Annotated in this window: 24 protein-coding genes; 13 read left to right on the top strand and 11 right to left on the bottom strand. The window is 64.6% G+C overall.

Annotated elements, in window-relative coordinates; translation table 11 throughout:
* Positions 1 to 13 precede the first annotated feature (13 nt).
* Positions 14 to 2344 (bottom strand): DNA translocase FtsK, encoded by a 2331-nt coding sequence (locus tag K226_RS0107990; RefSeq protein ID WP_024814305.1) that lies wholly within the window; start codon positions 2342 to 2344, stop codon positions 14 to 16.
* A 500-nt stretch (positions 2345 to 2844) separates the two neighbouring features.
* Here K226_RS0107990 and trxB point away from each other — a divergent pair, with 500 nt between their 5' ends.
* The 3 genes from trxB (at position 2845) to rpmG (ending at position 4479) form a co-directional block, all read left to right on the top strand.
* Entirely contained in the window at positions 2845 to 3798 is a 954-nt protein-coding gene (gene trxB / locus K226_RS0107985; RefSeq protein WP_024814304.1) for a thioredoxin-disulfide reductase, read from the top strand.
* 265 nt (positions 3799 to 4063) lie between these two features.
* Positions 4064 to 4297, top strand: coding sequence for a 50S ribosomal protein L28 (gene rpmB, locus K226_RS0107980; protein WP_007859763.1), 234 nt, complete (start codon positions 4064 to 4066; stop codon positions 4295 to 4297).
* Positions 4298 to 4308: 11 nt separating this feature from the next.
* Positions 4309 to 4479, top strand: a complete 171-nt coding sequence (gene rpmG, locus K226_RS0107975) for a 50S ribosomal protein L33 (protein WP_005797189.1) — start codon at positions 4309 to 4311, stop codon at positions 4477 to 4479.
* 149 nt (positions 4480 to 4628) lie between these two features.
* Here the strand turns inward: rpmG and K226_RS0107970 are convergent, their stop codons facing one another.
* Positions 4629 to 5843 carry a fatty acid desaturase gene (locus tag K226_RS0107970; protein WP_024814303.1) on the bottom strand — a complete coding sequence of 405 codons (1215 nt, stop codon included), beginning with the start codon at positions 5841 to 5843 and terminating at the stop codon, positions 4629 to 4631.
* A 207-nt stretch (positions 5844 to 6050) separates the two neighbouring features.
* Positions 6051 to 7325 carry an RsmB/NOP family class I SAM-dependent RNA methyltransferase gene (locus K226_RS0107965; protein ID WP_024814302.1) on the bottom strand — a complete coding sequence of 425 codons (1275 nt, stop codon included), beginning with the start codon at positions 7323 to 7325 and terminating at the stop codon, positions 6051 to 6053.
* A gap of 194 nt (positions 7326 to 7519) precedes the next feature.
* Here K226_RS0107965 and K226_RS0107960 point away from each other — a divergent pair, with 194 nt between their 5' ends.
* Entirely contained in the window at positions 7520 to 7792 is a 273-nt protein-coding gene (locus tag K226_RS0107960) for a DUF1653 domain-containing protein (protein ID WP_024814301.1), read from the top strand.
* A 75-nt stretch (positions 7793 to 7867) separates the two neighbouring features.
* On the opposite strand, the gene purN is transcribed toward K226_RS0107960, so the two are convergent.
* Positions 7868 to 8449, bottom strand: coding sequence for a phosphoribosylglycinamide formyltransferase (gene purN, locus K226_RS0107955; protein WP_024814300.1), 582 nt, complete (start codon positions 8447 to 8449; stop codon positions 7868 to 7870).
* A 21-nt stretch (positions 8450 to 8470) separates the two neighbouring features.
* Between purN and K226_RS0107950 the strand changes: the two genes are divergently transcribed.
* The 3 genes from K226_RS0107950 to K226_RS0107940 all read left to right on the top strand — a co-directional run bounded on the left by K226_RS0107950 (position 8471) and on the right by K226_RS0107940 (position 11686).
* Positions 8471 to 9184, top strand: coding sequence for a YceH family protein (locus tag K226_RS0107950; protein ID WP_024814299.1), 714 nt, complete (start codon positions 8471 to 8473; stop codon positions 9182 to 9184).
* 47 nt (positions 9185 to 9231) lie between these two features.
* Positions 9232 to 10437, top strand: coding sequence for an acyl-CoA dehydrogenase family protein (locus K226_RS0107945; protein WP_024814298.1), 1206 nt, complete (start codon positions 9232 to 9234; stop codon positions 10435 to 10437).
* A 133-nt stretch (positions 10438 to 10570) separates the two neighbouring features.
* Complete coding sequence (locus K226_RS0107940) at positions 10571 to 11686, top strand: acyl-CoA dehydrogenase family protein (protein WP_024814297.1); 1116 nt, start codon at positions 10571 to 10573, stop codon at positions 11684 to 11686.
* A 72-nt stretch (positions 11687 to 11758) separates the two neighbouring features.
* Here the strand turns inward: K226_RS0107940 and K226_RS0107935 are convergent, their stop codons facing one another.
* Both K226_RS0107935 and K226_RS0107930 read right to left on the bottom strand, forming a co-directional pair.
* A complete protein-coding gene (locus K226_RS0107935) occupies positions 11759 to 12700 on the bottom strand; it encodes a bestrophin family protein (RefSeq protein ID WP_024814296.1) in 942 nt (313 codons plus the stop codon).
* A 95-nt stretch (positions 12701 to 12795) separates the two neighbouring features.
* Positions 12796 to 13353, bottom strand: coding sequence for an HNH endonuclease (locus K226_RS0107930; RefSeq protein ID WP_024814295.1), 558 nt, complete (start codon positions 13351 to 13353; stop codon positions 12796 to 12798).
* 166 nt (positions 13354 to 13519) lie between these two features.
* On the opposite strand from K226_RS0107930, the gene K226_RS0107925 reads away from it, so the two are divergent.
* The 4 genes from K226_RS0107925 (at position 13520) to K226_RS0107910 (ending at position 19820) form a co-directional block, all read left to right on the top strand.
* Entirely contained in the window at positions 13520 to 14614 is a 1095-nt protein-coding gene (locus tag K226_RS0107925; protein ID WP_024814294.1) for a bifunctional riboflavin kinase/FAD synthetase, read from the top strand.
* A 106-nt stretch (positions 14615 to 14720) separates the two neighbouring features.
* The gene (gene ileS / locus K226_RS0107920; protein ID WP_024814293.1) at positions 14721 to 17564 is read left to right on the top strand and encodes an isoleucine--tRNA ligase; all 2844 of its coding nucleotides are present in this window, start codon (positions 14721 to 14723) and stop codon (positions 17562 to 17564) included.
* The gene (gene lspA, locus K226_RS0107915; protein ID WP_024814292.1) at positions 17564 to 18073 is read left to right on the top strand and encodes a signal peptidase II; all 510 of its coding nucleotides are present in this window, start codon (positions 17564 to 17566) and stop codon (positions 18071 to 18073) included. The genes ileS and lspA overlap by 1 nt, the downstream gene beginning before the upstream one ends.
* A gap of 100 nt (positions 18074 to 18173) precedes the next feature.
* A complete protein-coding gene (locus tag K226_RS0107910) occupies positions 18174 to 19820 on the top strand; it encodes a Na/Pi cotransporter family protein (protein WP_024814291.1) in 1647 nt (548 codons plus the stop codon).
* Between the two features lie 24 nt (positions 19821 to 19844).
* Here K226_RS0107910 and lolD read toward each other — a convergent pair whose 3' ends face one another.
* Both lolD and K226_RS0107900 read right to left on the bottom strand, forming a co-directional pair.
* On the bottom strand, positions 19845 to 20579 hold the full coding sequence (lolD, locus tag K226_RS0107905) for a lipoprotein-releasing ABC transporter ATP-binding protein LolD (RefSeq protein ID WP_081739338.1): 735 nt from the start codon (positions 20577 to 20579) through the stop codon (positions 19845 to 19847).
* Entirely contained in the window at positions 20572 to 21825 is a 1254-nt protein-coding gene (locus tag K226_RS0107900) for a lipoprotein-releasing ABC transporter permease subunit (protein WP_024814289.1), read from the bottom strand. Before K226_RS0107900 ends, lolD begins: the two co-directional genes overlap by 8 nt.
* An 80-nt stretch (positions 21826 to 21905) precedes the next feature.
* Between K226_RS0107900 and K226_RS0107895 the strand changes: the two genes are divergently transcribed.
* Positions 21906 to 22871, top strand: coding sequence for a phosphoglycerate mutase (locus K226_RS0107895; protein ID WP_024814288.1), 966 nt, complete (start codon positions 21906 to 21908; stop codon positions 22869 to 22871).
* A complete protein-coding gene (gene recJ, locus K226_RS0107890) occupies positions 22868 to 24697 on the top strand; it encodes a single-stranded-DNA-specific exonuclease RecJ (RefSeq protein WP_024814287.1) in 1830 nt (609 codons plus the stop codon). The genes K226_RS0107895 and recJ overlap by 4 nt, the downstream gene beginning before the upstream one ends.
* Positions 24698 to 24709: 12 nt before the next feature.
* On the opposite strand, the gene K226_RS0107885 is transcribed toward recJ, so the two are convergent.
* Genes K226_RS0107885 through K226_RS19300 form a run of 3 tightly spaced genes read right to left on the bottom strand, consistent with a single transcriptional unit; the run spans position 24710 to position 26550 of the window.
* Positions 24710 to 24895, bottom strand: a complete 186-nt coding sequence (locus K226_RS0107885; RefSeq protein WP_024814286.1) for a hypothetical protein — start codon at positions 24893 to 24895, stop codon at positions 24710 to 24712.
* A gap of 3 nt (positions 24896 to 24898) precedes the next feature.
* Positions 24899 to 26245 (bottom strand): type II toxin-antitoxin system HipA family toxin, encoded by a 1347-nt coding sequence (locus K226_RS0107880; RefSeq protein WP_024814285.1) that lies wholly within the window; start codon positions 26243 to 26245, stop codon positions 24899 to 24901.
* A complete protein-coding gene (locus tag K226_RS19300) occupies positions 26245 to 26550 on the bottom strand; it encodes a helix-turn-helix domain-containing protein (protein WP_024814284.1) in 306 nt (101 codons plus the stop codon). The genes K226_RS0107880 and K226_RS19300 overlap by 1 nt, the downstream gene beginning before the upstream one ends.
* Positions 26551 to 26675 lie beyond the last annotated feature (125 nt).

Genomic DNA, 26675 nt, shown 5'->3' with positions numbered 1-26675 from the left:
TGCCCTGCCCCCGTCATTCACTGCGTGCGGGTACCAGCACTTCACGCTGGCCGCTGGTGGTGAGGCCACTGACCAGACCCGCCTTTTCCATGTCTTCGAGCAGGCGTGCCGAGCGGTTGTAGCCAATGCGCAGCTTGCGCTGCACGTAGGAGATGCTGGCCTTGCGGTCTTTGAGCACCACTTCCACGGCCTGGTCGTACATGGGGTCTTTCTCGCCGCCGTCACCACCGTCTGCGGTCAGATCACTGTCGCCGTCCACAGTTCCCCCTTCGAGCACGCCCTCAATGTAATCAGGGTCGCCCTGGCTCTTGAGGTAGCTCACCACGCGGTGCACCTCTTCGTCACTGACAAAGGCGCCGTGCACACGGATCGGCAGGCCGGTGCCGCTGGCCATGTAGAGCATGTCGCCCATGCCCAGCAGGGCCTCGGCACCCATCTGGTCGAGGATGGTGCGGCTGTCGATCTTGGAGCCTACCGAAAACGCAATGCGGGTGGGAATGTTGGCCTTGATGAGGCCCGTGATCACATCCACACTGGGGCGCTGGGTGGCCAAAATCAGGTGAATGCCCGCCGCGCGCGCCTTCTGCGCCAGGCGCGCGATCAGCTCTTCGATCTTCTTGCCCACCACCATCATCAGGTCGGCCAGCTCGTCGATGATGACCACGATGTGCGGCAGGCGCTGCAGCGGCTCAGGACTTTCGGGCGTGAGGCTGAAGGGGTTGTAGATGAATTCTTCGCGCGCCTTGGCTTCGTCGATCTTGACGTTGTAGCCCGCCAGGTTGCGCACGCCCAGCTTGGACATGAGCTTGTAGCGCCGCTCCATCTCGGCCACGCACCAGTTCAGGCCGTTGGCGGCCTGCTTCATGTCGGTGACCACGGGCGCCAGCAGGTGCGGAATGCCTTCGTAGACCGACATTTCCAGCATTTTGGGGTCGATCATCAACAGGCGCACATCGCGTGCCTCGGCCTTGTACAAGAGCGAGAGGATCATGGCGTTGATACCGACCGATTTGCCCGATCCGGTGGTGCCGGCCACCAGCACATGCGGCATCTTGGCCAGGTCGGCCACCACCGGGTTGCCCACGATGTCCTTGCCCAGGCCCATGGTGAGCATGCTCTTGGCTTCGTGGTAGACCTGCGAGCCCAGAATTTCAGACAGGCGGATGGACTGGCGCTTGGCGTTGGGCAGCTCCAGCGCCATATAGTTTTTACCGGGAATGGTCTCCACCACGCGGATGGACACCAGACTGAGCGAGCGCGCCAGGTCCTTGGCCAGGCCCACGATCTGCGAGCCTTTCACGCCCGTGGCCGGCTCGATTTCGTAGCGGGTGATCACCGGGCCGGGCATGGCCGCCACCACGCGCACCTCCACGCCGAAGTCCTTGAGCTTTTTCTCGATGAGGCGGCTGGTCATCTCCAGTGTCTCGGGTGCCACGGTTTCCTGGCGCTGCAATGGGCCGTCGAGCAGGTCCACCAGCGGGAGCTTGCTGTCGGGCATCTCGGTGAACAGGGGCTTTTGCCGCTCTTTGACCACGCGGGCGCTTTGGGGCACATCCGCCAGCACCGGCTCAATGATCTGCACCGGCGCAGGATGGTGCTCTTCGCTTTCGGTGCGCTCTTCCAGCACCACCACGGCGCGCTCGCGTGCGGCCTTGCGACCCACGGCCACATCCTTGGCCACTTCGCGGCGGGCCAGGCGCGACCGCACCAGGGCATCAATTCGGGCACCCAGCACCTCGGCCACATGCCCCCAGGAAAAACGGAACACCAGGGCAGCCCCCAGCACCAGGACCACGATGCCCAGCAAGCCCGAGCCCGTAAAACCCAGCCATTTCACACTGGCAGGCCCCACGATGTAGCCCAGCACGCCCCCCGCATGCCCCGGCAGCAGCGCTTCGAGGCGGTAAAGGCGCGACCATTCCAGCGCCGTACTGGCGCTCATGAGCAGCGCCAGCCCACCCCAGAACAACGCACGGCGCGCGGCGGGGCTTGCGGCACCCACCACAGGTTCGCCGCCACGCATCCAGCGCGCCAGCGAAGCAATCCAGGCACGCACCCCTGCCGCCACACACCACCACACCGAAAATCCCAGCATGAAATAGCTGCCGTCAGCCAGCCAGGCACCAAACCGCCCTGCCCAATTGGCCACCAACCGGTCGCCGCGCGTGCCCGAGGTGGACCAGGCAGCGTCCTGTGCGGAGTAGCTGGACAGCGCCAGCAGCCAGAAAACCAGCGCCAGCAGGCCCACAACAAGGCCTATTTCGTGGCCGAAGCGGGCTGCACCGGTGCGGGGTGCAGACCGGGCCGAAGAAGAAGCATTCAGGGTATTGAGTGAATAGGTCATAAGCGTGCCGGGCAAGCTTACCCCATGCACCACAGGGGTCACACCGTCCCGCAGTGGCAACCCAGCCACACACATTAAGGATGACCTGCATAACTCCCTGTGGTCTGTGATAGCGCGGCCTCGGGCGGTCCACTGCGTTGCTTTTCTTGCCAATAGCCGAGCTATTGGCCGCAAAAAGACGCCTTGTGGCCCATCCCGATCCACACTACCACCGACCGCGAGGGTTATGCAGGTCATCCTGAACATCCGGTAACGCCCGTGACGTTATCTTGCTGTTCTGGCGCGCGCATCACGCCCCCGCACCACCGCCATCAGCGCGGCCCCCGTTGATATGGCATCGCGCAACCTGTGCCGCAACAGGTTTTTCATGGGTTCTTACAATCGCGCTGATTGATAAGGGGTCACCTGAAAAGGCCGCGTGCGGTGGATACTTGACGGCTGATTCCGCATTTTTTCAACAGCATCTGGCCTGAGGCCAATGCAAAACACAGGTTTAGTCCATGTCCACCACCCAACACGCGAAAGTTCTGATCCTCGGATCTGGCCCTGCAGGCTATACGGCGGCTGTCTATGCGGCGCGCGCCAACCTGAACCCGGTGCTCATCACCGGCATCGCGCAGGGCGGCCAGCTCATGACCACCACCGAGGTGGACAACTGGCCAGCCGACGTGCACGGTGTGCAGGGCCCGGACCTGATGCAGCGCTTTCTGGAGCATGCCGAGCGCTTCAAGACACAGATCATTTTTGACCACATCAACAAGGTCGATTTCAGCCAGCGCCCCTTCACGCTGACGGGCGACAGCGGCACCTACACCTGCGACTCGCTCATCATCGCCACCGGCGCATCGGCCAAATACCTGGGCCTGCCCTCCGAAGAGGCCTTCATGGGCAAGGGCGTTTCGGGCTGTGCCACCTGCGATGGCTTCTTCTACCGCGACCAGGACGTGTGCGTGGTAGGCGGCGGCAACACGGCTGTGGAAGAGGCCCTGTACCTGTCGAACATTGCACGCAAGGTGACGCTGGTGCACCGGCGCGACAAATTCAAGGCCGAGCCCATTCTGGTGGACAAGCTCAACGAGAAGGTGGCTGCCGGGAAGATCGAGCTCAAGGTGTTTCACACCCTCGACGAGGTGCTGGGCGACAACACGGGCGTGACGGGCATCCGCGTCAAGAGCACGGTGGACGGCAGCACGCAGGACATCGCGCTGCAAGGCTGCTTCATCGCCATTGGCCATGCGCCCAATACCGACATCTTCCAGGGCCAGCTGACCATGGAAAACGGCTACATCGTCACGCAAGGCGGCCTCAAGGGCTTTGCCACGCAGACCAGCGTGCCTGGCATCTTTGCCGCGGGCGACGTGCAGGACCATGTGTACCGCCAGGCCATCACCAGTGCAGGCACCGGCTGCATGGCGGCCCTGGACGCCCAGCGCTTCCTCGAACAGGAGTCTTGAGAAAGCCAGGGCGTCCCCAGGCTCCGTCGCTGTGCGGGTCGCTGCCTCCTAGTGGGGGCTTATCTGTCTTGGGGCGGCCCGGCGACAAAAAGCGAGCCGCAGGCTATAATCTGCGGCTTTGCTGAATTCGGCCCGTTTTTGCGGTCCTCCGAAACAGGCAAATCGGGTTACCGCCACCCCTTCTGGCGAGGTGAGGCCGCTAGCCAACCTGGGCAAACAAGCCAGGGCCCAGCGAACGGCCGTTAAAAAGTATCGGAGTGTCCTCATGGCACGCGTCTGCGACGTAACGGGCAAGAAGCCCATGGTCGGGAACAACGTTTCCCACGCCAACAATAAAACCAAGCGCCGGTTCCTGCCGAACCTGCAATACCGCCGTTTCTGGGTTGAGACCGAAAACCGCTGGGTTCGCCTGCGTGTTTCGAGCGCTGCCCTGCGTTTGATCGACAAGAACGGTATCGACTCGGTGCTCGCAGACCTGCGCGCACGTGGTCAGGCTTAAGGAGAAGCACCATGGCAAGCAAAGGCGGACGCGACAAGATCAAGCTGGAATCCACTGCGGGTACCGGTCATTTCTACACCACGACCAAGAACAAGAAGACCATGCCCGAGAAGATGGCGATCATGAAGTTTGATCCCAAGGCTCGCAAGCACGTCGAATACAAGGAAATGAAGCTGAAGTAATTCAGCCTCAGGTCTTTCGGAAAAACCGCCCTGCCGCAAGGTTGGGCGGTTTTTTCATGCCCGCGCCCACCATGCGAGGGCGAATTTGCCAAAACACCCGCTGCGTTGTCGCCCCGGCGGGCGGGGCTCAATCATCATCAGGGCAACCGTCAGGCCTGCGCCGCGCGCAAGCGCATCGAAAAATCATGCAGCGCCGCAATGCCACTCTCCTCGGCCCGGCGGCACCAGGCCTGCAGATCCAGCGTGAGCTGCTCACGCGAGCGCGAGGTGTTCAGCCACAACTGGCGCAACTCCTCGCGCATGGTGATCATGGTGTCGAGCACGGGCGAAGCGGCGCGCACCTGCGCCAATTGCGGCAATGCCATGGCGGGCACCTTTTCCACATCACGGTGCAGCCAGCGCCTGGCCACCTTGAGCACTGTTGCATCAGCCTGGCGCGCCTGCAACGCGGCCAGCTCGGCACGACAGGCCTGGCGCACACCGCGCGCATAAGCGGCCATCACTTCATAGCGGTTGGCAATCAGGGCCTCCAGCGTCTTTTCATCGGCCACGGGCTTGACCTCGCCCAGTTGCAATCTGGGCGGCACTTTTTTGACCGTGGCCCAGCCCATCGCCTGCATCAGGCGGATGTAGGCCCATCCGATATCGAACTCATAGCGCTTCACCGAGAACTTGGCCGACGTGGGGTAAGTGTGGTGGTTGTTGTGCAGCTCTTCGCCGCCAATGACGATGCCCCAGGGCAAGAGGTTGGTGCTGGCGTCGTGCGCCTCGAAGTTGCGATAGCCCCAGTAGTGGCCCACACCATTGACCACGCCAGCCGCCCAAAAAGGTATCCAGACCATCTGCACGGCCCACACAGCAGCGCCCAGCGCACCAAACAGGGCCAGATCCAGAATCAGCATCAGCGCCACCCCCTGCCAGCTGAAGCGGCTGTACAGGTTGCGCTCGATCCAGTCGTTCGGTGTGCCGTGGCCAAACTTTTTGATTGTTTCCAGGTTCTTCGACTCGGCACGGTACAGCTCGGCGCCGCGCCACATCACGGTGCCCAGGCCGCGCGTCTGCGGGCTGTGGGGGTCGTCCACGGTTTCACATCTGGCGTGGTGCTTGCGGTGAATCGCCACCCATTCCCTGGTGACCATACCCGTGCCAATCCACAGCCAGAAACGAAAGAAATGCGCGGGAATAGCGTGCAGATCGAGCGCACGGTGCGCCTGGGCGCGGTGCAGAAAAATCGTGACCGCTGCAATGGTGAGGTGGGTGGTTGCCAGGGTGTACAGCACGATCTGCCACCAAGTCAGGCGCCACAAGCCATGGCCCAGCCAATCCACGGCGGCGTTCAATACAGCCCCATCGGGTAACAGCATCATCAGACCCCTTGCTTCAGCCAACCCGCACCCAACTGAACGGAGCGCAGATGTTGGAGTGCTACGCCCCGCAGGAGTTCGGGGCATCGCACCGTGCTCAGGCCCATTTTCAGCCGACAGGGCCGTTACCCGCCCCCGCTGATCGGGTAAGAAAGTGTGAAAAAATCCGGCGTGCCCCAGCGGGCGTGACGGGTTCTTTCACCCTTCTCAGGCCTTTTTGGCCCAGACTGCTGCGAAAAACCCGTCGGTGTGGTGCAGGTGCGGCCACAGGCGCAGGTATCCCGTACCCGAGGCACCGCCGCTGCACAGGCTTCGGGCGTCCGCCACCTTCAGCTGCTCGAGCAATTCACCGGCATCAAGCATCTCGAAATCCGGGTGCGCGGCACTGAACACCTCGGCAATGGCCTCGTTTTCCTGGGGCAGGATGCTGCAGGTGGCATACACCAGTCGCCCACCCGGCTTGAGCAGGCGCGCTGCGCTGTCCAGGATGGCGGTTTGTTTGGCCACCAGTTCCTGCACGCTTTTGGCCGACTGGCGCCATTTGAGGTCGGGGTTGCGGCGCAGCGTGCCCAGGCCCGAGCAAGGTGCATCCACCAGCACGCGATCAATCTTGCCCGCTAGGCGCTTGATGCGCTCGTCGCGCTCGTGGGCAATGGCCGCCGGGTGCACGTTCGACAGGCCGCTGCGCGCCAGCCTTGGTTTGAGCGCATCGAGCCGGTGGGCCGACACATCAAACGCATACAGGCGGCCGGTGCTGCGCATGGTGGCGCCAATGGCCAGCGTCTTGCCGCCCGCGCCCGCGCAAAAATCCACCACCATCTCGCCACGCTTGGCGTCCAGCAGCAAGGCCAGCAGCTGCGAGCCTTCGTCCTGCACCTCGATGGCACCGCGCGTGAAGGCATCGAGCTTGGTCAGCGCGGGCTTGCCCTCAATGCGCAGGCCCCACGGAGAATAAGGAGTCGCTAGTGATTTAATAGCTGCTTTCGCAAGCTCCTTCTGCACATCTGCCCGTTTTTCCTTCAAGGCATTGACGCGCAGATCGAGCGGCGCACTTTGCGACAGGCTCTCTACCAGCGGCCAAAAGCCTGCGCCCAGCTGGTCCTTGAGGGGCTGCACCAGCCATTCGGGCAGGTTGTGGCGGTGCCGCTCCATCAGGTCATCGGGCTTGACGGAGTCGCATTGTTCGAGCCAGTTCTTTTCCTGATCGGTCAGGCCGCCCAGCAAAAAGTCGCGCGGGCCATGGAACCCCAGGATGGCCAGGCGGCGCTCTTTGGGGCCGGAACCCGAAGGGGCCATGTGGTCAAACAACAGCTTTTTGCGCAGCACGTTGTAAACCGTCTCGGCCAGCGTGGCGCGCTCGCGGGGGCCAAGGCCCCGGTTGTCGCGGAAAAACCGCGAGACCACAGCGTCGGCGGGGTGTTCGAAGGTGAGGGTGAGCCGGATGAGTTCGGCGCAGGCATCGATAAGTACTTTGGGGTGCATGCCCCGATTGTCCCACCGACACCCCGATCAGCGCGGGCCCCCACTCTCCAAGGTTCCCAAGGTTCAGCGACAGGGCTGCATCCTCAGCGTGTCCTCCGGCGCCATCATGCTCAGTCCTGCGCAGCGGGCGTTGACAATCTACAGGGATTGCAATCCCTCACCCTGCGTTTCTCTTATCGCCCGCCATTACCGCCATGAACGACGACGACCTGCCCACACTTATCCGCACACCACCAGGCCTGTACCGCCACTACAAGGGAATGCTCTACGAGGTGATAGACACCGTGCGCCACAGCGAGACCCTGGAGCCCATGACGCTGTACCGCGCGCTCTATGGCCAGCGCGGCCTGTGGGTGCGCCCGGCGGCCATGTTTGAAGAGCAGGTGCTCATCGACGGCGTGGTGCGGCCACGGTTTGAGCGGTACGGCGATTGCGCGAGTTCCGGCAATGAATTTGAGTCAAAATAGGCTCTAGCCCTTACCCATAAAGCGCTAACAGCTATTATTTTAATAGTGAAATCATTGCACCTGCAGCGGGCAGGCTTAGAGCGCCCGGACCAGCGCGCGCACGGCACGGGGGTAGATCACATGCTCCTGCGTCAGCACCCGGGCCGCCAGTGTCTGCGCCGTGTCGCCGGGCAGCACCGGCACCACGGCCTGATCGAGGATGGGCCCCACATCCAGCTCGGCCGTCACCTGGTGCACCGTCACACCGGCAAATTTGCAGCCCGCATCAATGGCGCGCTGGTGCGTGTTCAGCCCGGTGAAGGCCGGCAGCAGCGAGGGATGGATGTTGATCAGCCGCCCGGCGTAATGCGCCACAAAGCCCGGCGTGAGGATGCGCATGAACCCCGCCAGCACCACCAGCGCGGGCTGGTGGCGGTCGATGGTGGCGGCCAGCTCGGCGTCAAACGCTTCACGGCTGGCAAACGCCTTGTGGTCCAGCACTGCGGTGGCAATGCCCTGCGCGCGGGCAAAAACCAGCCCCTTGGCATCGGCCTTGTTGCTGACCACGGCCGCCACGCGCGCGCCATGGCGCTGCTCCCACTGCTCCTGCTGTGCGGTCTTGACGATGGTCGCCATGTTGGAGCCACCGCCAGAGATCAAAATCACGATATTCTTCATTTGCACCGGATTATCCCTGCCATGTCAGCACCCACACCGTTCAGCCCCGCCTCCCGCCCCCTCACGCCCAACGAGGCCCGCGTGCTGGCCACGCTGATGGAGAAAGCCCGCACGGTGCCCGACAGCTACCCCATGTCGCTCAACGGCCTGCTGACCGGCTGCAACCAGAAAACCAGCCGCGAGCCTGTAATGCAGCTCAGCGATGCCCGAGCGCAAGAGGCGCTCGACGCCCTCAAACTCCTGAGCCTGGCATTCGAAAGCAGCGGCAACCGCACCACGCGGTGGGAGCACAATTTTCAGCGCGGCGTGGGTGTGCCCGAGCAATCGGCCGTGCTGCTGGGCCTGTTGATGCTGCGCGGCCCGCAAACGGCGGGCGAGTTGCGCATCAACGCCGAGCGCTGGTACCGGTTTGCCGACATTTCCTCGGTCGAAGCCTTTCTGGACGAGCTGCAGGAGCGCAGCGCCGAAAAAGGTGGCCCGCTGGTGGTGCAATTGCCCCGCGCGCCGGGTGCACGGGAGCAGCGCTGGGCGCACCTGCTGTGCGGGCCGGTGGATGCCAGCAGCGCCAGCGTGCATGCCACCGGGGGCAGCGCCATGGGCGCGGCCGCCTTGCAGGCGCGGGTGGAGGTGCTGGAGTTTGAGGTGGCCAGCTTGCGCACCACGGTGCAGCGGCTGTGCTCCGAGCTCGGAATTTCCCCTGACTCCACCCCGATGTCGCCACCCGGACAGGAATAAAACGAACGCCCGTGCTACAACCACGCAATCACTAGGAGACGCACCGCATGGATCTCGCATTCACCCCCGAAGAACAGGCCTTTCGCGAAGAAGTTCGCGCATGGGTTCAAAACAACCTGCCCAAGGAAATTTCCCACAAGGTCCACAACGCCTTGCGCCTGACGCGCGACGACCTGCAAGGCTGGGCCAAGATTCTGGGCAAAAAGGGCTGGCTCGGCTTTGGCTGGCCCAAAGAGTTTGGCGGCCCCGGCTGGACGGCCGTGCAAAAGCACCTGTTTGAAGAAGAGTGCGCCCTGGCTGGCGCACCGCGCATCATTCCGTTTGGCCCCGTCATGGTGGCCCCGGTGATCATGGCCTTTGGCAATCCAGAGCAGCAAAAACGCTTTCTACCCGGCATCGCCAGCGGCGAAGTGTGGTGGAGCCAGGGCTACAGCGAGCCGGGCTCGGGCTCGGACCTGGCCTCGGTCAAGACGCGCGCCGAGCGCGTGGGCGACAAGTACATCGTCAACGGCCAGAAGACCTGGACCACGCTGGGCCAGCACGGCGACTGGATGTTCAACCTGGTGCGCACCAGCACTGAGGGCAAGCCCCAGACCGGCATTTCCTTCCTGCTGCTGGACATGAAATCGCCCGGCGTCACCGTGCGCCCCATCAAGTTGCTCGATGGCGAATGCGAGGTCAACGAAGTGTTCTTCGACAACGTCGAAGTGCCGGCCGAAAACCTTATTGGCGAAGAGAACAAGGGCTGGACCTACGCCAAGCACCTGCTCAGCCACGAGCGCACCAACATCGCCGACGTGAACCGCAGCAAGCGCGAGCTCGAGCGCTTAAAACGTATCGCCAAAACCGAAGGTGTGTGGGATGACCAGCGTTTCCGTGACCAGATCGCATTGCTCGAAGTAGACATCGTGGCGCTGGAGATGATGGTGCTGCGCGTGCTCTCGGCCGAAAAATCGGGCAAGAACTCGCTCGACATTGCAGGCCTGCTCAAGATCAAGGGCAGCGAAATCCAGCAGCGTTATGCCGAGCTGATGATGCTGGCCGCAGGCCCCTTTGCCATGCCCTTCATCGAAGAGGCCATGGAGGCTGGCTGGCAGGGTGACGCTACCGCAGGGGCGCTGGGAGGCTTCCCCGGCGGTGTCACCGCCAACGCGCCGCTGGCGTCCACCTACTTCAACCTGCGCAAGACCACCATCTACGGTGGCAGCAACGAAGTGCAAAGAAACATCGTCGCGCAGACTGTGCTCGGTTGAAGCCGACAACAGTCCACGCTTTGCACGACAGGACTGCTCCGCCGTGCCCCCTCCAGGAGGGGGTTTCACCTAGAGCTTCGCTGGTTGTATGAAGAAGGCGCCACGACGCCACAACCGGCACAAGGAGAGACACATGGATTTCGATTTTTCTGACGACCAGGAACAACTGCGCGACGCCGTGCGCAAGTGGGTGGACAAGGGCTACACCTTTGAGCGCCGCCGTGCCGCTGTGGCCGCCGGTGGCTTTGACCGCGCCGCCTGGAACGAGCTGGCCGAGCTGGGCCTGACCGCGCTCACCGTGCCCGAAGCCCACGACGGCATGGGCCAGGGCCCCATAGACGCCATGGTGGTGGCCGAAGAACTGGGCCGCGGCATCGTGCTGGAGCCCATCGCTCAGGCCTTCATGGCCAGCGCCGTGCTGTCGCACTATGCGCCCGCCGCCGTGCAATCGGCCTGGCTGCCCCGCGTGGCCAGTGGCGAAGCCCTGGTGGTGCTGGCCCAGCAGGAGCGCAAGGCGCGCTACCGCCTTGATGTTTGCGAGGCAAAAGCGGCCCCAGCACAATCAGGGTATGCGGTAACAGCTATTAAAAGCATAGTTTCCGCTGGTGACCAGGCCGACGCGTTCATCGTTCCTGCGCAGCTGGACGGCCAGATCGCCCTCTTCCTGGTGGAACGTGCGGCAGCTGGCGTGACCACGCGGGGCTACGTCACCCAGGACGGCAGCCGCGCCGCTGAAGTGCAGCTCGTCAACGCCCCCGCCACGCTCATCACCACCGACGGCCTGGCCGCGCTGGAGTTGGCCGTGGACACCGGCATTGCCGCCACCTGCGCCGAAGCCGTGGGCGTGATGGACAAGACCGTGGCCATCACGGTCGAATACATGAACCAGCGCAAGCAGTTTGGCGTGTTCATCGCCAGCTTCCAGGCCCTGCGCCACCGCGTGGCCGACATGAAGATGCAGCTGGAACTGGCGCGCTCGATGAGCTACTACGCCAGCCTCAAGCTCGGCGCCCCCGCCCCCGAGCGCCGCGCCGCCATGGCCCGCGCCAAGGTGCAACTGGGCCAGTCGATGCGCTTTGTGGGCCAACAGGCCGTGCAGTTGCATGGCGGCATCGGCGTGACGGACGAGTACATCGTGAGCCACTATTTCAAGAAGCTCACGCAGCTGGAAGTGGCTTTTGGCGACACGCTGCACCACCTGGGGGAAGTGTCGGCGCGCATGCAGGACACGGCGGGGGTGTTTGCCTGAAGCTTGGGTAGTGCACCAAGACAAACCGCCTTCGGGCGGTTTTTTTTGCCGCGCTCACGGCAAGTCCACGGTTCAGGTCAGCTGAAAATTCACCGGATACAAGGGCGGCGGCAGGTCCTTCTCGCCCAGCGATTCCCGCAAATTGATCTCGATGGCCCGGCACAGGGTATCGAGCGGCAGGTCGTTGCTTTCGAGGCCGAAGGGTTCCTCGATTTCGTCGCCCAGCGCATCCAGGCCAAAGAAGGTGTAGGCCACGATGCCCACCACAAACGGCGTCATGAAGCCCGTGGTGTCCACCAGTCCAAAGGGTAGCAAAAAGCAGTACATGTAAGCCGTACGGTGCAGCAGCAGGGTGTACGAAAACGGCACGGGCGTGTTCTTGATGCGCTCGCACGATGCGGCAGATGCGGTCAGGGACGACAGCGTGGCATCCAACGGCACCGCCAGGCAGGGCTCGATCTGCCCCTGGCGCACGCACTCCCCCAGGTCGCGCCCCATGTGCAGCATGAGCGTGCTGGCGGGGTTGAGGCTGCTGCGGGTCTGTTCAAACTCGGCTGCGGTCAGCCAGCGCTGCAGCACCGTGTCATCGCGCTGGTCGCGCAATTGCAGCCGCAGCGCATGCACAAATGCAATCGCACGGTGCACCATGCGTATGCGCACGTCGTCGTCACGCCGCGCAGCGTCCAGGCTGTCGGGCAGGTCGATCAGGCCCTGGCATTGGCGCGACAGCGTGCGGGTGCGGTGCACGATCTCGCCCCACAGCTTGCGCGCTTCCCAGTAGCGGTCGTAGGCGGTGGTGTTGCGAAACCCCAGAAAAATCGCCAGCGGCAGGCCGATCAGGGTGAACGGGATGGCGGTGAGCGTGATCTTGAGTGAGAACAGGTTGCCGTGCATCACGGTGACCAGCGTTGCCAGCAAGATATTGAGCAGCAGGGTCAGGCGGATACGTTGCAGCACCGAACCGCGCAGCACCAGAAACAACCGCAGCCCGGAGGGACGCTCACGAACAATCATGCCGAAAAACCAAGGGTAAACGCTTATTTGACCACAACCAGTCTACCGGCAACGAAGACGGCGCGCCCTGCATAACCAGGCATCGGGCCTCCCTGTCAGGCCAGCAAGCGCGATGATTTGGGCACATGCGCCATCAAAAACTCCATCTGATCGGCCAGGATGCGCCGGTTGCGCAGAATGAAGTCTTCCCACAGGCTGGGCACGTAGGGTGCGTACAGCAGCGGCATGTGCGCCTGCTCGGGCGTGCGCGGGCCCTTGCGGTGGTTGCAGGGGCGGCATGCGGTGACCACGTTCATCCAGTGGTTCTGCCCGTTGCGCGCAAACGGCACGATATGTTCGCGCGTGAGGTCTTCTTCATGAAAATGCCCGCCGCAGTAGGCGCACACATTGCGGTCGCGCGCAAACAGCTTGCTGTTGGTGAGACTGGGCTTGAGATCGAAGGGGTTGATGCCCGGCACGCCCCGGGTACCGATGATGCTGTTGACGGCAATCACCGATTGCTCGCCCGTGATGGCGTTGTAGCCACCCCGAAAGCGGGCGATCTGCCCCCCCGATTCCCAGCGCACCTCTGCGGCAGCGTAGTGAATCACCGCCTGCTCCAACGTGATCCACGATTGGGGCAGCCCTTGGGCTGACAGTTTCAAGACCTTCAAAACACGCCTCCTGGACCAAAAGTACACAAGGATCGCAACGGTGATGTCTCGCGGGCAGCCCTGCGCCGGGCCATCCGTGGGTCACAATATACTCCGTTTTCATGACAAATTGGCGTCTTGCGCTTGATACATCGGCGCAGACTGCTATCAAAACAATATCAAACCGATGAAAATCTTTCGCGGCTTCCACCACCCGGACATCGCCCGCGCCTGTGCGCTGACCATTGGCAATTTCGACGGCGTGCACCGGGGCCACCAGGCCATGCTGGCCCTGCTGAACAGCGAGGCCGCGCAACGGGGCGTGGAAAGTTGTGTGCTCACGTTCGAGCCCCATCCGCGCGACTATTTCGCGGGCGTGCACCGCAAGCCCGACCTGGCCCCGGCGCGCATCGGCACGTTGCGCGACAAGCTCACCGAACTCAAGCGCTGCGGCGTGCAGCAAACCATAGTGCTGCCATTTGATGCGCGGCTGGCAGCCCAGTCGCCCCAGGCCTTCATCGACGAGGTGCTTGTGCGCGGCCTGGGCGCCCGCTATGTGCTGGTGGGCGACGATTTCCGTTTTGGCGCCCAGCGGGCGGGCGACTACGCCATGCTTGACGCCGCTGGCCCGGCCCACGGGTTTGATGTGGCGCGCATGAACAGCTACGAAATCTCTGCCCCCCAGGCGCGGCCCGGCAGCAGCGGGCCTGGCCTGCGCGTATCCAGCTCGGCCGTGCGCCAAGCCCTGGCTGCGGGTGACATGCAAGCGGCGGCGCGCCTGCTGGGCCGGCCCTACGCCATCAGCGGCCATGTCGTGCACGGGCGCAAGCTGGGGCGCGCGCTGGGCGCCAGCAGCGCCGCGGCTGGGGATGGCTTTCGCACCCTCAATCTGCGCTTTGCCCACTGGAAGCCCGCCGCCAGCGGCATCTTCGCCGTGCTGGTGCATGGCCTGAGCAATGCCCCGCTGCCGGGCGTGGCGAACCTGGGCGTGCGCCCCTCGCTGGACCCCCATGACGTGAACGGTGGCCGCGTGCTGCTCGAAACCCATTGCCTGACCTGGCCCGCCGATCTGGGGCCTGAAGGGGCGTACGGTAAAATCGTGCGCGTGGAACTGCTGCACAAACTGCACGATGAGCTGAAATACGACGGTCTTGATGCCCTGACGGCGGGCATTGCCAAAGACTGCGCTGATGCACGTGCTTACTTTGCGTCGGCCCACGCCCTCACGCTCACCAGTTTGCACACCGAGACCCGGCGCCAGACCACGCGCGACCGAATTTGAGGTGGCTGCCTGCGCAGCGCCTGCATGCCAAACCCCTCGCTTGTCGTGCCCTCTTCCCGTTTTTGACCCGGGCCAGCCCCGGAATGCCCCGTTTTAAGGCCCATCCATGTCCGACAACGCCAGTCCCGCACCCACCGACTACCGCAGCACGCTGAACCTGCCCGACACGCCCTTCCCGATGCGTGGCGATCTGCCCAAGCGCGAGCCGGGCTGGGTCAAGGAGTGGGAAGACCAGGGCACCTACAAGAAGCTGCGCGATGCGCGCTGCGGCAAGCCCAAGTTCATCCTGCACGACGGCCCGCCCTACGCCAACGGGCAACTGCACATCGGCCACGCGGTGAACAAGATCTTGAAGGACATGATCACCAAGGCGCGCCAGCTCGAAGGCTTTGATGCGCTGTATGTGCCCGGCTGGGATTGCCATGGCCTGCCCATCGAGAACGCCATCGAAAAACTACACGGCCGCAACCTGCCGCGCGACGAGATGCAGGCCAAGAGCCGGGCGTTTGCCACCGAGCAGATCGCGCAGCAGATGCAGGACTTCAAGCGCCTGGGTGTGCTGGGCGAGTGGGACAACCCCTACAAGACCATGAACTACGCCAACGAGGCGGGCGAGTTGCGCGCCTTGAAGCGCGTGATGGAGCGCGGTTACGTGTACCGCGGCCTCAAGCCCGTGTACTGGTGCTTTGACTGCGGCTCGTCACTGGCCGAGTTCGAGATCGAATACCAGGACAAGAAGAGCCAGACACTCGACGTCGCCTTCAAGGCGCACAACCCGGCCCAGCTGGCCGCCGCCTTCGGCCTGCCCGCGCTGACCAAAGACGCCTTCGCCGTCATCTGGACCACCACCGCCTGGACCATCCCCGCCAACCAGGCGCTCAACCTCAACCCCGAGCTGCCCTACGCCCTGGTAGACACCGAGCGCGGCCTGCTGATCGTTGCCGAGACGCTGGTCGAATCCTGCCTGCAGCGCTGGAACCTGCAAGGCCAGGTGCTGGCCGTGGCCCAGGGAGAAAAGCTTGCGGGCATCGAGTTTGAGCACCCGCTGCACGATGTGGATGCCGGCTACAAACGCCTTTCGCCCGTGTACCTGGCCGAATACGCCACCGCCACCGACGGCACCGGTCTCGTGCACTCGTCGCCCGCCTATGGGGTGGAAGACTTCAACTCGTGTGTGGCGCACGGCATGAAGTACGACGACATCCTGAACCCCGTGCTGGGCAACGGCCGCTACGACGAATCGCTGGCGCTGTTCGGCGGGCTCAATATCTGGAAAGCCTGCCCCATCATCATCGAGGCGCTGCAGGCCGCAGGCCGCCTGCTGGGCACCACCACCATCACGCACAGCTACCCGCACTGCTGGCGCCACAAGACGCCCGTGATCTATCGTGCCGCCGCCCAGTGGTTCGTGCGCATGGACGAGGGCGAAGGCGTTTTCACCACCGACAAGGCCCCCGGCACGCTGCGCCAGACGGCCCTGGCCGCCATCGAGCAGACGCACTTCTACCCCGAGAACGGCAAGTCGCGCCTGCGCGACATGATCGCCGGCCGGCCCGACTGGTGCATCTCGCGCCAGCGCAGCTGGGGCGTGCCCCTGCCGTTTTTCCTGCACAAGGATTCGGGCGAGCTGCACCCTCGCACCATGGAAATCATCGACCAGGCGGCTTCAATAGTCGAGCAGGGCGGCATCGAGGCCTGGAGCCGCATGACGGCCGAAGAGGTTTTGGGCGCAGAGGACGCCGTGCACTACACCAAGAGCACCGACATCCTGGAAGTGTGGTTCGACTCGGGCTCGACCTTCTGGCATGTGATGCGCGGCACGCATGGCAGCATGCACCACGACGAGGGCCCCGAGGCCGACCTGTACCTCGAAGGCCACGACCAGCACCGCGGCTGGTTCCACAGCTCGCTGCTGCTGGCCAGCGCCATCTATGGCCGCGCGCCCTACCGCGGGTTGCTCACACATGGCTTCACGGTGGACGGACAGGGCAAGAAGATGAGCAAGTCGGTGGGCAACACCGTCTCGCCCCAAGAGGTGAGCGGCAAGTTGGGCGCCGAAATCATCCGCCTGTGGTGCGCCGCCACCGACTACTCGGGCGACCTGGCCATCGACGACAAGATCCTGGCGCGCGTGGTGGATTCGTACCGCCGCATCCGCAACACGCTGCGCTTTTTGCTGGCCAACGTGAGCGACTTCGACCCCGCCGCGGACGCCGTGCCTTTTGAGCAGATGCTCGAAATCGACCGCTACGCGCTGGTGCGCGCCGCGCAGTTCCAGGAAGACATCCTGGCCCACTACAAGGTGTACGAGTTTCACCCCGTGGTCGCCAAGCTGCAGCTGTATTGCTCGGAAGACCTGGGCGGTTTTTACCTCGACGTACTCAAGGACCGCCTCTATACCACCGCGCCCAAGAGCCTGGCACGGCGCAGCGCCCAGACCGCGCTGCACCAGATCACGCACGCCATGCTGCGCTGGATGGCACCGTTCCTGAGCTTCACCGCCGAAGAGGCCTGGAAGATCTTTGGCGACTCCGATTCGATCTTCATGGAGACCTTCTCGGCGCTGGGCCAAATCGACGACGGCCTGCTGGCCAAGTGGCGCCGCATTCGCGAGATCCGCGACGCCGTCAACAAGGACATCGAGGCCTTGCGCGCCGCCGGCCAGGTGGGCGCCTCGCTGCAGGCCTGCGTCACGTTGACGGTGGCACCGGAAGACCATGCCTTGCTTGCTAGCCTGGGGGACGATCTGAAGTTCGTCTTCATCACATCCACTATTGAATTGATAGCTGGAAGCGCTTTACAGGTAAGCGCGAAAGCCAGTTCTGATGCCAAATGCGAGCGCTGCTGGCATTACAGCGCCGACGTGGGCCACGATGCAGCCCACCCCACCCTGTGCGGCCGCTGCACCAGCAACCTCTTTGGCAGCGGTGAAGACCGCAAGGTGGCCTGATGGCGCGGGGCAACACCTCGCTCGTGCGTGGCCCGGGCACCAGTTTGTGGCCCTGGCTGGCTTGGGCGGTCATCATCCTGATGGCCGACCAGTTCACCAAGACGCTGATCCTGGGCTACTACCGCCTGGGCGATGCCACCACCATCACCAGCTTCTTCAACATCGTGCGGGCGCACAACACGGGTGCGGCCTTCTCGTTTCTGGCCGACGCGGGCGGCTGGCAGCGCTGGCTGTTCACGGGCATTGGCGTGGTCGCCACGGTGTTCATCGTCTGGCAACTGCGTGCGCACCCGGGGCAAAAGCTGTTTTGCTTTGCGCTGTCGAGCATCCTCGGGGGTGCCGTGGGCAATGTGGTGGACCGGCTGATGCACGGCTATGTGGTGGATTTTCTCGACTTCCACTGGGCGGGTTACCACTTCCCGGCGTTCAACATTGCCGACGCCGGCATTAGCGTGGGCGCGGCCTGCCTGATCCTGGACGAGTTGCTGCGCGTGAGAAACGCGCGTTGAGCCAGCAGCACCCACGCCCGCCCCATGCGGGCGTGACCACTGCCACCAAGGCCATCGCGTTTGGGGCTGTGTGCGGGGCTATAGTTGCACGCTTCTTTCCATGAAGCATCTCCTCAATCTTCTTGCTGCCGTGGCCCTGCTGATCTGGGGCACCCATCTGGTGCGCACCGGCATCTTGCGCGTCTTTGGCGCCAACCTGCGCCAGCTGATCTCGCGCAGCGTCAGCACCCGCCTCACGGCCGTACTTTCGGGCATTGGCGTCACGGCACTGGTGCAGTCCAGCACCGCCACCGCCCTCATTGTTTCTTCGTTCGTCGGCCAGGGCCTGGTGGGCCTGCCGGCCGCGCTGGCCGTGATGCTGGGCGCCGACGTGGGCACCAGCGTGATGGCAGTGGTGTTTGCGATGGACTTGTCCTGGCTCTCGCCCCTGTTCATTTTTGTGGGTGTGGTGCTGTTCATCTCGCGCCAGGACACCACCGTGGGGCGCGTGGGCAGGGTGCTGATCGGTCTGGGGCTGATGCTGCTGGCCTTGCGGCTCATCACCGATTCGACCATGGTCCTCATGCAGTCGCCCGCTGTGCGCACCCTGCTGGAAGCACTGACCAGCGATCTGCTGCTGGAGCTCTTCACCGGTGCCGTGCTGGCCGTGGTGTCTTATTCGAGCCTCGCCACGGTGCTGCTGACCGCCACGCTGGCGGGTTCTGGCGGCATTCCGGTGGAAGTGGCGCTGGGCCTGGTGCTGGGCGCCAATCTGGGCAGCGGGCTGCTGGCGGTGCTGACCACGCTCAAGTCCAATGTGCAGACACGCCAGGTGCCGCTGGGCAACCTGGTGTTCAAGATCGTGGGCGTGCTCATCATGATGCCGCTGGTCGGCCTGTGGCTGCGCCATGTGCGCCCGTTTGTTCCGGATGCAGCCACGCTGGTGGTGCTGTTCCATCTGGCGTTCAACACCGTGGTGGGCCTGGCGTGCATCGGCCTGACCGGCACGGTGGCGCGCCTGGTGCAGCGCCTGCTGCCGCACGAAGAGGCGCCCACGGCAGGCGCCCGTCCGCAGCACCTGGACCCCTCGGCCCTGGCCACGCCCTCGCTGGCCATTTCGTGCGCCGCCCGCGAGGCACTGCACCAGGCCGATGTGGTCGAGTCGATGCTGATGGGCATGCACCAGGTTATCCGCACCGATGACCTCAAGCTGGCCCAGGACCTGCGCAAACTCGATGACCAGGTGGACGACCTGTATTCGGCCATCAAGTACTACATGACCAAGATCTCGCGCGAGGCCCTGGACGAGCGCGAGGGCCGGCGCTGGGCCGACATCATCAGCTTCACCATCAACATGGAGCAGATCGGCGACATCATCGAGCGCGTGCTCATCGACATCGAGGACAAGAAGATCAAGAAGGGGCGCCAGTTCTCCGATGCCGGCATGGAAGAGATCAACGAGCTGCACGCGCGCCTGGTGGACAACCTGCGCCTGGCCATGAGCGTCTTCCTGAACGGCAATGTGCGCGATGCCCAGAAGCTGCTGGAAGAAAAAGTGCGCTTTCGCGACCTGGAGCACGCCTACTCGGCCACCCACCTGGCGCGCCTGTCCGACAACACCGTGCAGAGCATCGAGACCAGCTCGCTGCACATCGACCTGATCAGCGAACTCAAGCGCATCAACTCGCTGCTGTGCTCGGTGGCCTACCCCATTCTGGAATCGGCCGGCGCCCTGGCGCCCAGCCGGCTGCGCGCCTCGGTGCTGTAGCCGCAGCCGGGCGCGCCCCAGGCCTCAGTCGCCCAGCCGCCCCGCCACCAACCGCACCACGCGGTCGCAGCGGGCTGCCAGTGATTCATCGTGCGTCACCATCACAAACGCGGTGCCCTGGTCGCGCGCCAGTTGCAGCATGAGGTCGAACACGCCGTCGGCGGTGCTGCGGTCGAGGTTGCCAGTGGGCTCGTCGGCCAGCACGCAGGCCGGCCGCGTCACCAGCGCGCGGGCAATCGCCACCCGCTGGCGCTCGCCACCCGAAAGCTCGGCCGGGCGGTGGTGCAGGCGGTCTTTCAAACCCACAGATGTAAGCACACGCTCAGCCTCTGCGCGGCATTGCGCCAGAGGCAGGCGGCGGATGCGCAGCGGCATGGCCACGTTATCGAGTGCGCTGAACTCGGGCAGCAGGTGGTGGAACTGGTAGATGAAGCCCAGGTGCTGGTTGCGCAACTGGCCCTGGCGTTCGGCCGACAGCGCCGACATCTCCTCGCCCTTGAGGCGCACCGTGCCCGAGGTGGGCGCATCCAGTCCGCCCAGCAGGTGCAGCAGGGTGCTCTTGCCCGAGCCCGACGCGCCCACGATGGCCAGCGTTTCGCCGGCATGGATCTGCAGATCGACACCATGCAGCACCGTTACATCCAGGCGGCCTTCGGTAAAGCGCTTGGTGATGCCACGGGCTTCAAGCACCACCTGGTTTTTCAAGCCATTTTGGCCTCCAGCACTTGATGGTATTGCGCTAGCAGCTACATTATTCATAGCGAAGAGCCTCGGCGGGGTTGACGCGGCTGGCGCGCCAGCTGGGGTAGAGCGTGGCCACAAAAGCCAGCACGAGGGAGATGACCGTGATGGGCACGATGTCGCTGCTCTGCGGCTCGCTGGGCATCTTGCTGATGAGGTAAATATCCTGCGGCAAAAAGCTGGCGTTGAGCGCGCGCTCGATGGCGGGCACGATCACATCGATGTTGCTGGCAATGGCCAGGCCCAGCAGCAGGCCGGACATCGTGCCGATCACGCCCACCATGGCGCCCTGCACCACAAAGATGCCCATGATGCTTTTGGGGCTGGCGCCCAGCGTGCGCAGGATGGCGATGTCGGCGCGCTTGTCGGTCACCGTCATCACCAGCGTGCTCACCAGGTTGAACGCGGCCACGGCCACGATCAGCGTGAGGATGATGAACATCATGCGTTTTTCCAGCTGCACGGCGGCAAACCAGGTGCGGTTTTGCTGCGTCCAGTCGCGGATCAGCAGCTGATCGCTCAGGCTGCCCGCCAGTTGCATGGTTACCTCGCGCGCCTGGTGCAGGTCCTTGAGCTTGAGGCGAATGCCCGTGGGGCCTTCGAGGCGGAAGATGCGCTGCGCATCCTCGTGGTGCAGCAGCACCAGCGCAGAGTCGTATTCATAGTGGCCCGAGTCAAACGTGCCCGCCACCGTCATCTGCTTGAGGCGTGGCACCACGCCAGCGGGCGTCACCTGCCCGGCCGGTGCGATCAGCGTCACGGCGTCGCCTGCACGCACGCCCAGGGCGCGGGCCAGCTCGCCGCCCAGCACCACGCGAAACTCGCCCGGCACCAGCAGCTTGAGCGTCTCTTCGTTGGTGGCGGCCAGGTCGGTCACCGCGCCTTCGAGCGCCGGGTCGATGCCGCGCACCAGCGTGCCCTTCATGTCCTCGCCGCGGGCCAGCAGGGCCTGCGCACCCACAAAGGGTGCAGCGCCGATCACGTTGGGGTTTTGCCGGGCCTCGGCCAGCGTGCGTGCCACATCGGGCAGGGCCGTGCTCTGGGGCGAAAAAATCTCGATGTGCGAGACCACGCTGAGCATGCGGTCGCGCACCTCTTTCTGAAAGCCGTTCATCACACTCAGCACGATGATGAGCGCCGCCACCCCGAGCGCAATGCCCAGCATGGACACGCCCGAGATGAACGAGATGAAGCCGTTGCGCCGCGTGGCGCGGCCCGCGCGCGTGTAGCGCCAGCCCAGGGCCAGTTCGTAGGGAATTTGCATGGTTTGAAAAGAAGGTCTGCGCCCTGCGCGGATGGCAAGCGCCAGACGGAACCAATTGTGGCATCCCGGACAATAGCGGGATGTCGGACACCACCTCTTTGCTCATTCCCTATGCCGCGAGCACGGCCGAGGGTTGCCAGCAAGCCCTCCAGGGCCTGGCCCTGCCCCATCTGGACCGGCTGCTGGCCCGGCTCAGCCCCCACACCGCGCAAACCGATACTGGCGAGGAAACCAGCTTCACCCCCCCGCACGAACGCGCACTGGCACGCGCCCTGGGCCTGCCCTTTGACGACGGCCGCACTCCCTGGGCCGCGTGGCACCGCCACCAGCAGGGCCAGCCCGCACACGGCCAGGCCTGGGCCTTCATCACGCCGTGCCAATGGCATGTGAGCACCGACCACATCACCCTGCGCGACCCGGACAGCCTGGGGCTCGACGAAGCCGCCTCGCGCGCACTGCTGGCCATCGTGGCGCCCTGGTTTGCCGAGGACGGCATCGCGCTGCACTACGACCAGCCCACGCGCTGGCTGGCCAGCGGCGCGCTGTTTGATGGATTGGCCACCGCCTCGCTGGAGCGTGTGCTGCTGCGCGACGTACGGCCGTGGATGCCTGAACCCCGTGCAGCGCAGGCGGCCCGCACCCTGCACCGCCTGCACAGCGAGATGCAGATGCTGCTTTACACCCACGCATTCAACGACGAACGCGCGGCGCGCGGCCTGCCGGTGGTCAACTCGTTTTGGGTGCACGGCACTGGCCCCCTGCCCACGCCCGCCCCACCCCCCACCACCGTACCCACGGTGCCCACCACGCTGCGTGATGCGGCCCTGCGCGAAGACTGGCGCACCTGGGCCACTGCCTGGGCGGCGCTCGATTCCGGCCCCGTGGCCGATCTGCTGCGACAGAGCGAAAGCGGCGCACCCGTGCAACTCACGCTGTGTGGCGAGCGCAATGCACAGGGCTTTCACAGCGCACCGCGCGGCCTGGCACAGCGCATTCAAGGCTTTTTCAGGCCCCAGCGCTTTATGGACCTGCGCAATCAGCTATGAAAATAATAGCAAGAGACATTCCCCCCCGCGCCGCCTGGGCGCTGGAACAGGCCGGCGTGCACCCGCTGCTGGCGCGCCTGTATGCCGCGCGCGGCGTGCGCGCCAAGGATGAACTGGACGATGGCCTGGGTCGGCTGCTGCCCCCATCGGGACTCAAAGGCATCGACGCCGCCGCGCGCCTGCTGGCCGATGCCATGGCGCAAAACAAGCGCCTTTGCATCGTGGCCGATTACGACTGCGACGGCGCCACCGCCTGCGCCGTGGGCGTGCGCGGCCTGCGCCTGCTGGGGGCTACCCACGTGGACTATCTCGTGCCCGACCGCGTGACCGATGGCTACGGCCTCACCGCGTCCATCGCCCGCCGGGTGGCCGAACGCGGCGCCGATGTGCTCATCACCGTGGACAACGGCATCGCCAGCGTGGAGGGCGTGGCCGAGGCCAAGGCGCTGGGCCTGCAAGTCCTCGTCACCGACCACCACCTGCCCGGCCCCGAGCTGCCCGCCGCAGACGCCATCGTCAACCCCAACCAGCCCGGCTGCACCTTTGAGAGCAAGTCCATGGCAGGGGTCGGTGTGATGTTCTATGTGCTGCTGGCGCTGCGCGCCGAGCTGCGCGCGCGCGGTGTGTTTGATGCATCGAGCGCCGCCGGGCCGCCCCAAGGCGCGAGCGGCCCAGGAACCGGCTCGGCCGGGGCCCCTTCCCCGGCTGGGGGCAGCGAACCACGCGAAGCGGGGAGCGTGGGGGCACCTAGACCCCAACCCAAGCTCGACCCCCTGCTCACGCTGGTGGCTTTGGGCACCGTGGCCGACGTGGTCAAGCTTGATGCCAACAACCGCCGCCTGGTGGCGCAGGGCCTCAAGCGCATCCGCGCAGGCCAGATGCCTGCCGGGGTGGCCTCGCTGTTCACCGCCGCCGGCCGCAAGGCGCCCGTGGCCACCACGTTCGACTTCGGCTTCGCTTTAGGCCCGCGCATCAACGCCGCAGGCCGCCTGGCCGACATGACACTGGGCATCGAATGCCTGCTGACCGACGACGCGGGCCGCGCGGCTGAGCTGGCCGCCACGCTTGACGGCATCAACCGCGAGCGCCGCGAAATCGAGGGCGGCATGCGCGACCAGGCGCTGCTGATGGCCGAAAGCCTGTTCCAGGAGGACGAAGAACCGCCGCCGGCCATCAGCGTGTTCGACCCCGATTTTCACGAAGGCGTGGTCGGCATCGTTGCCAGCCGCATCAAGGACAAGCTGCACCGCCCCACCTTTGTGTTTGCTGCCAGCAGCGCGCCGGGCAAGGCGCACGAGCTCAAGGGATCGGGCCGCTCCATCCCCGGCTTTCACCTGCGCGATGCGCTCGACCTGGTGGCCAAGCGCCATCCGGGCGTGCTGCTGAAATTTGGCGGCCACGCCATGGCGGCCGGCTGCACGGTGGCCGAAGAAGCGTTTGACGTGTTCGAGCAGGCCCTGGCCCAGGTGGCGCGCGAATGGCTCGACGTGGCCGCGCTCACGCGCCGCATCGAAACCGACGGCCCGCTGGCCCCCGAATACTGCCGCGCCGACATGGTGGACACCCTGCACCGCGAGGTGTGGGGCCAGGGCTTTGCCCCACCCACGTTCAGCGAAGAAGTGCAGGTGCTCAGCCAGCGGCTGGTGGGCGAAGGCAAGAACCACCTGTCCATCAAGCTCATCCACCAGGGCAATCCCATCGACGCCATCTGGTTCAGCCACACCGAACCCCTGCCCGCGCGCGTGCTGCTGGCGTTTCGACTCGACGTCAACGAGTGGAAGGGCGAGCGCAAGGTGCAGTTTCTGGTGGAAGGCGCGCAGCTGTAAAGCCCAATGCAGCTACGCTCCCCCCGGCAAATACGACTGAATAGGCCGCAACGGCAACCGCCGCAACGCCTGGTCGGTGAGCTTGCCGTAGTGCTCCATCCACAGGTCAAACAACGTGTCCAGCCCGATCAGGGTGATGTGCCGCTTTTCCTGGATGCGCGCTGCGGTGGCTGCGTCCTTCGTAAAGCCAGCGCTCATCGCTTACCCAGCAATATGGAGTGCCCCATCTTGGTAGTTTCGATTTTTTGTTTTGGTTGGGGGCGAAAACCCTTCAAACGCCTCCCCCGCGTTCCAATCCCCCACCGCATACACCCGCGCATCGCGCAGGCCCTGCACGCCCTCGGCCCAGGCCAGCAGCATGCGTTTGCCGATGTCTTCAAAGCCGGGGTGTTGCGCCATGGCCTGGCGCACCTGGGGCGCTACGTCAGCCACGGCGTCGCTGATGGCTTGCACCATGTGCTGTTGCTCCTTGGGCTGGATGCCAAAGGTGGCGGCGATGAACTTTTGCAGGTTTTTGCCGGGCATCCAGGTGCGTTTGCCCATGAACTCGATGCCGGGCGGGTTGTGCGCAAAGCCCGCATACACGCTGGTGGTCAGCACGTCGTAGGCGGGCGCTAGGTGCACGTCGGCCCGGCGGGTGTAGCGCAGGGCCAGGTTTTTGGCATGGCAGTCGGCGTTGCGCAGGGCGTAGGTCAGCAGCAGGGTGGTGGCCAACTGGCGGAAGGTATCCAGCCGCTGCGCGCCGGGCACATGGTCGCGCACAGCTTTGGCGATGCGCTCCCAGGTGGTGTCGTATTTGGCGGCGGGGCGCAGGCCCAACAGGCTGCAAAAGTCTTCCATGCCCCACAGCGGCTGGCCGTGTTCGTCCACGTCAAAGCGGTGCACCACCAAGGCCTGGCCATCGTCAGACACCTCTGTCTTGGCGGCGGGCATCACACGGCGGGCCACCTGCATGCACAGGTGTTCGTTCAGGGCCACAAAGGGCAACTGGGCGCTGGAGCCTTTGATGATGTGGCGGCGGGTGATGACGCTGGCTTTTTTGTGCAGGGCCAGGGCTTCCATGGGGCCGGCCGTTGCCGCGCCCGTTTCGGCCTGCGCATCCAGAAACTTGGGCACCACGCCCGAGACGCCGCTGGTGGCATGCTGGCGCACCAGGGCGGCAAAGGCGGCTTCGGAGTTGTCGCCCTTGAGCAGCGCGGCCACTTCGATGGGCTGGGCCGGTTCACTGAGCTGCGCGCCCGGCGCTGCCACCTGCAGGCGGCCCACCATGTTGCGGCCAATGACGGACAGCAGAGCAATGGGGCTGGCGCCGATGTGCGGGCCAAACTGTTCTTGCAGCACCTGAAGCAGATAGCCCTCGGGCAGGTTCATCTGCAGCACGGGCGGAAGCTGGTCGTCCCACACATAGCTCTCCAGGCGCACGGGCATGGTGAGCGACACAAAGTCGTCGGCCGCCACCTGCGGGTGGTAGGTGAGCACGCTTTTGAAGTCGCCAGATTGCTCCAGCGTGGCAACCTCGCGGCCCAGCACGTACACAGACAACTGCATCACCGACGGCCCTCACTGGAAGTTCCCGGCGCATCGACCGTGCGCCCCGGGGTGGACTGTGCGCGCTCGCGGCGCAACTCGTCCAGATTGCCCGCCTGGCCTTGCGCCACGATGTCCAGTTCGGCCTCCAGCACAGCCAGCACCGCCAGCAGTTTGCGCGCGCCAAACTCCGCGGACCTGCCGCGTTCAAAGCGCGACAGGGATTCGGGCGTGACGCCCGCCTTGGCCGCAACATCGCCCTGCTTGAGGCCCAGCAGTTTGCGACGTGTGGCGACGGCCTCACCGAGTTCTTGGAGGGTTTGCAATTGATATTTGCGTCAAAATTTTTGCAATGCTAACAATTTTTGACGCAAAAATCAAAATACTGATGGGTGAGTCGGAATGCTTGCCGAGTAAGCGCCAGAAGCAGACTTGCGCAATAAAAAAAGCC

The sequence above is a fragment of the Acidovorax sp. JHL-3 genome (assembly GCF_000526295.1).
Classification (GTDB): Bacteria; Pseudomonadota; Gammaproteobacteria; order Burkholderiales; family Burkholderiaceae_C; genus Acidovorax; species Acidovorax defluvii.
The sequence above is the reverse complement of the archived record's forward strand: the minus strand, read 5'-3'. Positions and strand labels throughout refer to the sequence as shown.